At 69.3% G+C, this 10,164-nt stretch carries 9 protein-coding genes and 1 pseudogene; 4 read left to right on the forward strand and 6 right to left on the reverse strand.

Translation table 11 applies throughout. The features are described from left to right. The first annotated feature begins 72 nt into the window (after positions 1 to 72). Positions 73 to 1,686 (forward strand): aspartate aminotransferase family protein, encoded by a 1,614-nt coding sequence (locus ACFYQ5_RS12830; RefSeq protein WP_389196875.1) that lies wholly within the window; start codon positions 73 to 75, stop codon positions 1,684 to 1,686. A 107-nt stretch (positions 1,687 to 1,793) separates the two neighbouring features. On the opposite strand, the gene ACFYQ5_RS12835 is transcribed toward ACFYQ5_RS12830, so the two are convergent. Continuing rightward, positions 1,794 to 2,225 carry a PPOX class F420-dependent oxidoreductase gene (locus tag ACFYQ5_RS12835; protein WP_389196877.1) on the reverse strand — a complete coding sequence of 144 codons (432 nt, stop codon included), beginning with the start codon at positions 2,223 to 2,225 and terminating at the stop codon, positions 1,794 to 1,796. A 50-nt stretch (positions 2,226 to 2,275) separates the two neighbouring features. Between ACFYQ5_RS12835 and ACFYQ5_RS12840 the strand changes: the two genes are divergently transcribed. The 3 genes from ACFYQ5_RS12840 (at position 2,276) to ACFYQ5_RS12850 (ending at position 5,252) form a co-directional block, all read left to right on the forward strand. After that, positions 2,276 to 2,686, forward strand: a complete 411-nt coding sequence (locus tag ACFYQ5_RS12840; RefSeq protein WP_389196879.1) for a MerR family transcriptional regulator — start codon at positions 2,276 to 2,278, stop codon at positions 2,684 to 2,686. A 466-nt stretch (positions 2,687 to 3,152) separates the two neighbouring features. Continuing rightward, complete coding sequence (locus ACFYQ5_RS12845; RefSeq protein ID WP_389196881.1) at positions 3,153 to 4,382, forward strand: ROK family protein; 1,230 nt, start codon at positions 3,153 to 3,155, stop codon at positions 4,380 to 4,382. Between the two features lie 84 nt (positions 4,383 to 4,466). Then, on the forward strand, positions 4,467 to 5,252 hold the full coding sequence (locus ACFYQ5_RS12850; RefSeq protein WP_389196883.1) for a nucleotidyltransferase domain-containing protein: 786 nt from the start codon (positions 4,467 to 4,469) through the stop codon (positions 5,250 to 5,252). A 94-nt stretch (positions 5,253 to 5,346) separates the two neighbouring features. Here the strand turns inward: ACFYQ5_RS12850 and ACFYQ5_RS12855 are convergent, their stop codons facing one another. From ACFYQ5_RS12855 to ACFYQ5_RS12875, 5 genes and pseudogenes are all read right to left on the reverse strand, one after another. Beyond that, complete coding sequence (locus tag ACFYQ5_RS12855) at positions 5,347 to 6,726, reverse strand: GH1 family beta-glucosidase (RefSeq protein WP_389196885.1); 1,380 nt, start codon at positions 6,724 to 6,726, stop codon at positions 5,347 to 5,349. Positions 6,727 to 6,734: 8 nt separating this feature from the next. After that, a complete protein-coding gene (locus ACFYQ5_RS12860) occupies positions 6,735 to 7,592 on the reverse strand; it encodes a carbohydrate ABC transporter permease (RefSeq protein WP_389196887.1) in 858 nt (285 codons plus the stop codon). Positions 7,593 to 7,597: 5 nt separating this feature from the next. Then, a complete protein-coding gene (locus ACFYQ5_RS12865) occupies positions 7,598 to 8,569 on the reverse strand; it encodes a carbohydrate ABC transporter permease (protein ID WP_389196889.1) in 972 nt (323 codons plus the stop codon). Between the two features lie 11 nt (positions 8,570 to 8,580). Beyond that, the gene (locus ACFYQ5_RS12870) at positions 8,581 to 9,843 is read right to left on the reverse strand and encodes an ABC transporter substrate-binding protein (protein WP_389196891.1); all 1,263 of its coding nucleotides are present in this window, start codon (positions 9,841 to 9,843) and stop codon (positions 8,581 to 8,583) included. A 145-nt stretch (positions 9,844 to 9,988) separates the two neighbouring features. Further along, a pseudogene (locus ACFYQ5_RS12875) lies at positions 9,989 to 10,164 on the reverse strand (xylose isomerase); the annotation flags it as partial.

A 10,164-nucleotide genomic window follows, 5' to 3' on the forward strand; every position in this document is an offset into this window, starting at 1 on the left:
TAAAAGAGCGACCGAATGCTATTGTTCGCCGCCAGTACGGAGTCACGCGGCACTGTCGGTCAGAGGGTGGAGATGAACCCCGTGGTAGAGAAGCTCGAACTTGCTGAACCGCACCTGGCGAATTGGCTGTCCACGCTGGGCCTGGACGTCGAGTACGTCCGATCCAGTGGAAACACCCTTTTCTACCGCCAAGCCGATGGAGCGGAAATACCGGTGCTCGACCTGGTCGGCGGCTACGGGTCGGTCGTCCTCGGGCACAACAACCCCGAGATCGTGGAGTACGCGAAGTCGCTGCTGGACGGAGGGACGCCGGTACACGCCCAGTTCTCGCGGCATCCTTACGCCAATGACCTCGCCTGGAAGATCAACGGCATCATCCACCGGGAGTTCGGCGACCCCGAGCCCTATTCGGCGATCTTCGCCAACAGTGGTGCCGAGGCCAACGAAGTGGCCGTCAAGCACGCGGAACTCGACCGGGTGATGAAGCTCGGCGAACTCCTCGAAGGGGTCTCGGCCCACGCGGAGAAGGCCCGGTCCGCCGTAGGGACGGGTGCCCGACTGGAGGTCTCCGGCGAGGCGCTCGCCGCACTCGGTGTGGAGGGCGACCCCGCACAGGAGGGCGCGGCGGGCTTCGAGCGCCTGCTCGCCGCCGTCGCACGGGTCAACGCCGAGCGGGCCGGCGCGGCTCCGGTGTTCCTGGCACCGGAGGGCTCCTTCCACGGGAAGCTGATCGGCAGCGTCCAGTTCACCCACAACCCCGGGTACCGCACCCCGTTCCGCGCGCTCGCCGCCCGGTGCCGTTTCGTGGACGTCAGCCGTCCCGAGGCGCTGACGGAGGCCATCGACGAGGAGCGCAGCTCCCTGTTCGACTTCCAGGCGCAGGACGGGACGGTACGCCTCGTCGAGCGGGAGCTGCCGGTCATCGGCGCGTTCCTGCTGGAACCCATCCAGGGCGAGGCCGGCATCAGGGTGTTCGACCGGGAGACCGCCCGCCGGATTCAGGACGCCTGCGCCACGGCCGACATCCCGATCGTCGTGGACGAGGTGCAGAGCGGCATGGGCCGCTCCGGAGCCTTCTTCGCCGCCGCCCACATCGGCCTGCGGGGCGACTACATCACCCTCGCCAAGAGCCTCGGCGGTGGCATCGCCAAGTCGGCGCTGACCCTGGTGCGCGGCTCCCGCTACCGTACGGACTTCGAGCTCGTCCACAGCTCCACCTATGCCAAGGACAGCTTCTCCACGCTCATCGCGGCCAAGACCGTCGAGCTGCTGGAGGCCGACGGCGGGAAGGCCTACCGGCTCGCCGAGACGCGGGGCAACCAGCTGTTGGAGGTGCTGGAGGGGCTGCGCAAGGAGTTCGGCGACATCGTCGCGGATGTCCGGGGCAAGGGCCTGATGCTCGGCCTGGAGTTCCACGACCAGTCCGGCTCCACCTCGGAGATCATCCGCGAGCAGTCGGGCGCCGGGCTCCTCGGCTACCTCCTGTCCGGCTACCTCCTCAGGGTCCACTCGCTGCGGATCTTCCCGACCGCGAGCGCCACCAACACCCTGCGCTTCGAGCCGTCGGTACACCTCACCGACGCGGAGATCGCCCGTACGGAGGCCGGGTTGCGCGCACTGATCGCCGTACTCCGGGAGCAGGACGGCGAGACGCTTCTCCACGCCGGAGGCGCCACCTCCGGGTGACGCAGCCGGGTGACCCCGCCGGGTGACCCAGCCGGGTGGCACCGAAGCTCCCTGCCCCGCGGTCCGGCCGACGGACAGCGGGGCAGGGAGCCGTGCGGGGTGTGCCGTCAAGAGACCCTGGCGCCGTACACGTTGTCGACGGTCATCGTGATGAGCACCCGGCGGCCGGACACCATCGCCTGGCGGTACTCGTACCAGTCCGGGTGCTCGCCGGCCGCCCTGCGGTAGTAGTGCACCAGCGCCTCGACCTCCGGGCCGTGCGGGTCCTCACCCGGCCCGGTGAGCGTGGCGACGCCCTCGGCGGTGGCCCAGTCCCACCCGTCGGAGCTCAGCACCATCAGCGTGGCGCGCGCGTCCCGGCGCAGATTCGCCGTCTTGGCCGTTCCGTGACTGGTCGATACGTAGATGACGTTGGCCTCCTGGTCGAAGAAGGGCTGGACGGGGGAGAGCTGAGGCCGGCCGTCCGACTTGACCGTCGCGAGAGTGCCGAGGCTGCTCTTCGCGAGGAGGGCGTGCGGGTTGAAGGGTGTCGTGGTCATGGGGGCATCATCAACCTTCACACCGGTATGAAGGTCAAGGAGGAACGGGCATGTTGATCGGGGAACTGAGCCGGCGGACCGGGGTCCACGCGCACCTCCTGCGGTACTACGAATCCCAGGGCCTGTTACGGCCCACCCGCGGCCCCAGCGGCTACCGCGAGTACACGGACGAAGTCGTCCTCACCGTCACCCAGATCCGCAACCTCCTCGCGGCCGGCCTGTCCACCCAGGAGATCGCGTACACCCTTCCCTGTGCGACCGGCCCGTTACCCGAGCTCGAACCGTGCGCCGAGGTGCTGGACGTCCTGCGGGCCCGGCTCCGGGGGATCGACGCGCGCATCGACGCCCTGCTCGACACCCGCCGCTCCCTCGGCGACTACATCGAGGCCACCGAGCAGCGCCGGTGCGCGACCGGTGCTGGCGACGTCGTCGCTGAGGAAGCGCAGCATGCCCGAGAATGAAGCAGATCGGGTCGTCGGAGTCGGCCATGCCTTCAGCCTTGCAGAGGCCGAGGAGATCGCGCCGAAGCATCTATTGGCGAGAGGTCGGGGATCGGCAATGAAGGGGCGCACAGGGGCCCGGTCACGCGAGGACCCGGACCCGCCGCCATAGCAGCGGGCGGAACACGGGGCAACCGCCAACGAAGCACGTTGACTCGCCGTGCCGCGCGTGTTGAAGTGCTGCGTCGGCGGTAGGAAAACTCAGCCAGATATGCTCTCCACGCCCGGAAACCGTGCGCATGGTGGCGATCTGATGCGAGAATCACTGCTCAGAATGCCATCGTCCTCGAAATCCTGCAGAACTACCGTGCAGCGGGAGCACGTTGCAGTACGTGCTCCGCAGCCTGATCCGCAAGTAAGGGATCCGGAAGGCAACGAGGGCCGCACCCACCGGGTGCGGCCCTTCGCCGTTAGGCTCGAAGGTCTGATGAAGAACACCCTCACCTCGCCCGCGGCCAAGGCCGGACACGAGTCCGTGCGGCGTCACAACCTGAGCCTGGTCCTGCGGACCGTGCGCGACGAGGGCGAGGTCACCCGGGCCCGGGTGGCGAGCCTCGTGGGGCTCACCCGGGCCGCCGTCTCCTCGCTCGTGGAGGAGCTGCTCGCGCTGGACTGCCTCAGCGAGTCCGGGAAGACCTCCAACGGAGGTGCCGGACGCCCCGGCACCGTACTGAAGCTCTCCCGGACCGGCCCGGCGGGGCTCGGGGTGGAGATCAACATCGATTACGTCTCGGTGTGCGCCGTCGATCTCACCGGCACGGACCGGGTCCGGGTCACCGAGCACACCGACCACCGGAACGTCCCGCCCGCCGACGTCCTGGCGCACGCCGCCCGGCTCACCAACCGGGTCATCGCCTCCACCCGGGAACAGGAACTGCGCGTGGTCGGCGTCGAGCTGGCCCTGCCCGGCCTGGTCTCCGGCGGCGTCGTCCGGCAGGCCCCCAACCTCGGCTGGAGCAGGGTCGCCGCCGAGGGCATCTTCGGGCAGGCCCTCAGCACCCTGCGGCCGGCAGGGCGGGCCCTGGCCGTCGGCTCCGACAACGAGGCCAACCTTGCGGCTCTGGCCGAGCTCTGGTTCGGCGGACTCGGCGGCGTACGCACCTTCCTCTATCTCACGGGTGAGATCGGGGTGGGCGGCGCGCTCGTGGTGAACGGCGAAATGCTGCGGGGCGCCCACGGGTTCGCCGGGGAGATCGGGCACGTCGTCGTCGACCCGCAGGGACCGCTCTGCCGGTGCGGCGCGCACGGCTGCCTCGAGCAGTACGCCGGCCGGGCCGCGCTGCTGCGGGCGGCCGGGATCGCCCCGGACACCGGCGTACGCGGGATCGCCGAGCTGGAGCAGCGCGCCGCTGCCGGTCAGAAGCGGGCCGTCTCGGCGCTGCGGGAGGCGGGGGACCGGATGGGCGTGGTCCTGGCCGGCGCGGTGAACCTCTTCGATCCGGAGGCCGTCGTCCTCGGCGGTATCTACCGCAACCTCATGCCCTGGCTGGAGAAGTCCGCGGACGCCCAGCTCACCGCACGGGTGGTGTCGGGCCGCTGGCACGAGAACGGCAGCCGGCTGCGGGCCTCGTCCGTCTCCGGCGACGCGGCACGCGGCGCGGCGGCCAGGGTGGTGCACGAGGTGCTGGAGAACCCGGCGGCGTACGCGACGCGGTGACGCACGGCGGGCAGGGCAAACCCGTGGGGGCGCACCGGACGGAGTGGTACGTTTGAAGACTTTGTTCCTACGGGAAGGAAAGTCATGGAACCTCCCTCTCTCCACGGCCGATTCCTCAGCGACGTGCTCCCACGGATCCGCAAGGATCCACGAGTGGCCGGGGTCGCCGTCGCCGGGTCGATCGCGGCGGGACACCCCGACGTCTACTCGGACGTCGATCTGATCGTGGTGATCGATGACGAGGCGTTCGACGGTGTTATGGCGGAGCGTCTCGAACTGATCGGCTCATGGGCCGACCTCGTGGCCGGCTTCACCGGTGAACACGTCGGGGAACCCCGCCTGATCATTACTCTCGTCGGCCCGCCCCTCCTCCATGTCGACTTCAAGTTCGTGCGCGCCTCCGGCTTCGCCGAGCGGATCGAGGACCCGGAAGTGCTGTGGGACCGGGACGGCGGCCTGGCCCGTGCGCTCGCGGAGCAAATGCTCCGGACCCCGCCGCTGGACCTCCAGTGGATCGAGGACCGCTTCTGGGTCTGGGTGCATTACGCGGCGACGAAACTAGGGCGTGGCGAGCTCTTCGAGGTCGTCGGTTTCCTCAGCCACCTGCGGGAGACCGTACTGGGGCCGATGGCCGCCCAACGAGTGGGTGCCCTGCCTCGCGGGGTCCGCCGTCTGGAGTCCATCGCTCCGGACGAGGCGCGCGATCTTCGCGCGACCCTCTGTGGTGACGATCTCCACGACGCCGGGCGGGCCGTCCTGGCCTGCGTGGAGCTCTACAGGCGGTGGCTCGACGACACCGCGGTGGTGATCGAGCGCCGCCACCGGGCGGAAGAGCTCGCCGTTCGGTATCTCCGCGACGTCATCGGCTGACCCGTCACGCGGTACCCGGCAGCCCCGGGAAACGCGAGGCGGGGGCGTACGCGCCATGGTGCACGCGTACGCCCCCGGTCCGGGGATCGGGCGATCAGGCCTGGTGGGCCGCGATCAGCTGCTGATACCAGCGGTAGCTGTCCTTCGGAGTGCGCTCCAGGGTGTCGTAGTCGACCCGGATGATCCCGAACCGCTTCGCATAGCCCAGCGCCCACTCGAAGTTGTCCAGCAGCGACCACACGTAGTACCCGCGTACGTCGACCCCGGCGTCCATGGCCGCCCGCAGCGCCGTCAGATGGGTGCGCAGGTACTCCACCCGGTCGGCGTCGTGGATCGAGCCGTCCGCCTCGACGCTGTCGAACTCCGCCGAGCCGTTCTCCGTGATGTGCACCGGCGGCAGTGCGTCGCCGTACGTCTGCTTCAGCACGGTCAGCAGGTCGGTGAAGGACTCCGGGACGACCGGCCAGCCCATCGCCGTCTTACGGACGTCCGGGTAGTTGCCCTCCGCGTACCGGTTGTCCGTGGCGACGCGCAGCGCCGGGTCCGCCTCGCGGTGCGGGGCGGCGCCGACGACGATCGGCCGGTAGTAGTTGATGCCCAGGAAGTCCATCGGCTGGGAGATCAGCTCCAGGTCGCCCTCGCGGCGGAAGTCCTGACCGGTGATCAGCTCACCCCAGGTCTCCTCCTCGGTGGCCGGGTAGCGGCCCGCGAGGAGCGGCTCGGTCCACACCAGGTTGTGCTGGGTGTCCGCGCGGACGACCGCGGCGAGGTCGGCGTCCGACTCGGTGGCCGGGACGTTGCGGTCCAGGTTGAGCGTGATGCCCGCCTCGCGGACGCCCGCCGCGCGCAGCGCGTTCATCGCGTGGCCGTGGCCGACCAGCAGGTGGTGCGCGGCGGCCAGCGCCCCGCGCCCCTCCTGGGCACCCGGCGCGTGCCGGCCCACGGAGTAGCCGAGGAAGGCGCTGCACCAGGGTTCGTTGAGGGTGATCCAGCGCGGCACCCGGTCACCGAGGTGCTCGGCCATGATCGCCGAGTACTCGCCGAAGCGCTCGGCGGTCTCACGTACCCGCCAGCCGCCCTTGTCCTCCAGGGCCTGCGGCAGGTCCCAGTGGTAGAGGGTGGCGGCCGGCTCGATGCCCGCCTCCAGGAGCGAGTCCACGAGCCGGGAGTAGAAGTCCAGCCCCTTGGGGTTGACCGCCCCGCTGCCCGTGGCCTGGATCCGGGACCAGGCGATGGAGAAGCGGTACGACTCCACGCCCAGGTCGCGCAGCAGCGCCACGTCCTCCGGGTAGCGGTGGTAGTGGTCGCAGGCCACGTCACCGGTGTCGCCGCCGTCCGTCCGGCCGGGCGTGTGGCTGTAGGTGTCCCAGATGGACGGCCCGCGGCCGTCTTCATCCACGGCGCCCTCGATCTGGTACGAGGCCGTGGCCGCGCCGAAGACGAAACCGGGCGGGAAGACCGGGAAGTCACTCATGGAAACCCTTACTTGACCGAGCCGCCGGTGATCCCGGCGGCGATGTACTTCTGGGACAGGACGAGGAGAACGGCTGCGGGCACCGCCGAGAGCACCGAGGCGGCCATGACGGAACCCCAGTCGCCGACGTGTGCGCCGATGTACTGGTAGATGCCCAGCGTGATCGGCTTGACGTCGTCCGTGGTGTTCAGCGTGAGCGCGAACATGAAGTCGCTCCACGCGTAGAGGAACGAGAACAGCCCGGCGGTGATCAGCGAGTTGCGGCTCATGGGCAGGACGACCTGGATGAACGTACGCAGGCGGCCGGCGCCGTCGACCTCGGCGGCCTCGATGACCTCGCGCGGGATGGACACCATGAACGAACGCATCAGCACGATCGCGAAGGGGATGCCCAGCGAGGCGTCCGCCAGCATCAGGCCGAAGTAGGAGTTGACCAGGCCGAGGTCCACGTACGCGCTGTACAGGGCGTTCGCGATGACGATGCCCGGCACCATCTGGGTGATGAGCGTGCCGAAGACGATCGTCTTGCTGCCGCGCAGCTTGAACTGCGCCAGGCCGTACGCCGCCGGCGCGGAGACCGCCAGGCAGATGGCCACGGCGCCGAGCGCCACGGCCAGCGAGGTCAGCAGGTTGCCGCCCTGCTCGGTGATCGCGGAGGTGAAGCCGGAGAAGTCGATGCCCGTCGGAACGGGGCCCACGTCGACCAGGCTCGCCTCCGGCTGCAGCGCGGTGTTGATCATCCAGTACAGCGGGAAGAGCATGACCGCGAGGACGACGACGCCGAAGACGGTCGCACCCCAGCGGCGCTTGGGCCGGTGCATGGCTGCGGGAGCCGGGGCGGCGGGGATCTGGGTGGTGGTCGCCATGCCGGTCACTTCCCCTCGTTGCGGTTGACCCGCAGGTAGAACACCGCGAAGACGGCGGAGATCAGGATCAGGATGTTGCCGACCACGGCACCGGCCCCGAAGTCCATCTGGACGAAGGAGTTCTGGTACGTGAGCGTGCCGAGCGTCTGGGTGGAGTCGGCGGGCCCGCCGTCGGTGAGGGCGAGGACCAGGTCGAGGATCTTCACCGTCGACATGAAGCCGAGCACCAGCACCACGGTGATGACGGGCTTGAGCATGGGCAGGGTGACCGAGCGGAACGTACGCCAGGCGGACGCGCCGTCGAGCGCGGCGGCCTCGTTCAGCTCCTTGGGGACCTCCTGGAGGCCGCCGTAGAGGATCACCATGTTGAACGGGATGCCGATCCAGATGTTCACCAGGATCACCGAGACCAGCGCCACGCTGGTGCTCGTCAGCCACGGCGTGTCACCGGGGAGGCCGACGGTGCCCAGGAAGGAGTTGAGGACACCCGTGTCCTGGTCGAAGATGCGCCGCCACACGATGCCGGAGACGACCATCGGGACCAGCCACGGCAGCAGGATCAGCGAGCGCAGGATCCCGTTCAGCGGGAAGCGGCGGGTGAAGAAGACGGCGAGGGCCAGGCCGATGCAGAACTGGCCGACGAGCGATCCGACCGTGAAGAGGATCGTCTGCCACAGGGCCTTGCCGAACAGCCCGTCGTTGAAGACGTTGCTCCAGTTGTCCGTGCCGTTGAACGGCGCGTCGCCGGTGAAGAACGTGGACGGCGAGTAGTCCTGGAAGCTCATCACGATGTTGCGGACGAGCGGGTATCCGAAGAACAGCGCCATGAAGATCACGGCGGGGGCGATGAACCCCCACTGGGCGAGCGCCCTGCGCCGCTTGGCGCTTCGCGGGTTCACGGGCTTCTTGACCGCACCGGCCACGGAGGCCTTCGGGTCGGCCGACGGCGCGGCGGCTGAGGCTGTGGTGGATGACATGGTTCGTTACCTCAGTTCCCGCTCGTGACCTGCTGCTGGGCACGCTTCAGAGCGGCCTCGCTGGACGCGCCGGTGAGCGCGGACTGGAAGGCGCTCTGCAGGGCCAGCGACACGGACGACCACTGGGCGCCGACCTTCGCGGTACGCGAACGGGCCGTGGAGACCTGTCCGGCCAGGGCCGCCAGCTCCGGGGCCTTCGTACGCCACACGGCGGCGGCCTTGGTGTTCGCCGGGACCATCCAGCTGTTCAGGGCGTAGGTGATCTGCTCCTGCTCGCCCGCCATACAGCCGATGATCTCGGCGGCCGTCTTCTCGCGCTCGGTGTCACCGGTGTTGGGCACGGTGAGCACACCGCCACCCAGCGGACCGACCGAGTCGTCGCCCGCCTCGGGGACGGGGATCTCGGCGATGCCCCAGTTGAGCCCCTTCTTCGCGTTCAGGGTCTCGACCTGCCACGGGCCGTTGATCATCATGGCCGCGTTGCCCGCCATGAACTGGTCGTTCACGTCGGCCTGGGTCCAGTTGACCGTGGACTTGGAGAGTGAGCCGTCCTTCAGGAGCGCCTTCCAGTAGTCCAGGGCTTCGGCGACCTCCGGGGTGTCGAGCTTCGACTCGTCACCGCCGTTGGACCACATGAACGGCGTGAACTGGAAGACACCGTCCTCCGCGCCGCCCGCGCTGAGCGCCAGACCGTACCGCTTGCCCTGGGTCAGCTTCTTGGCCGTCGACTGCATCTCGGCCCACGTGGTGGGCACCTCGAGACCGGCCTTGTCGAGAGTGTCCTTGTTGTAGAACAGCGCCAGGGTGTTCACCGTGCGCGCGGCCCCGTAGTACTTCCCGCCGAACGAACCGAAGTCGACGATCCCCTCGGGGATGTCCGTCGTGGTCAGCCCGAGATCCTTCAGCGGGATCAGCCCGCCGGCCTCGGCGAACGTCGGCATCTCGGAGGCGTCCAGCTGGAGGACGTCCGGCAGCGACTTCGAGGACGCCATGCGCAGCGCCTTCGTCATCAGCTGCGCGGCCGGCACGCTCTGCTGCTCGATGGTGACACCGAGCTCCTTGCTGCAGCGCTCGAGCGTGTCCCCGTCCCAGCGGTGGTACGACTCGTCGGTCGAGGAGTTCATGACGGTGTAGACGTCGTCGTCACGCTGCTGGGCGCATCCCGACAGGACGGTGCCGGCGACGATCGCGGAGACGACGGTGAGGGGGACGACGATCCGCCTGGTGCGGCGGCTGCGGCGTCGGATCCGCCCGTCCGGGGAAAGTTCTGTCACGGTGGTGCCCTTGCGGTAAGAGGGTGGCCGGCGCCCATGGGAACGCTCCCACAGGGTGGTCGTCAAGCCCCTGCGCGGATCCGGCGGTGTCACGGCGGGGACGGTGGGACGCCCGGTGGTGGTGGGCCGGGCGTCCCGGGGTGGGTCAGCGGACGTTGAGGAGGTGTTCCATGGCGAGCTGGTCGAGGGCTTCGAAGGCCATGGAGCGTTCGGCGGCGGTGTTCGTGTCGAAGTCCTCGTAGGCGGTGCGGTCGGCGAGGAGTGCCTTGAGGCCGTCGTCGGCGGTGGGTTCGGCGAGTTCGTGGAGGCGGGAGGCGGTGA

The sequence above is a fragment of the Streptomyces sp. NPDC005794 genome, assembly GCF_042871445.1.
In the GTDB taxonomy this organism is placed as follows: Bacteria; Actinomycetota; Actinomycetes; order Streptomycetales; family Streptomycetaceae; genus Streptomyces.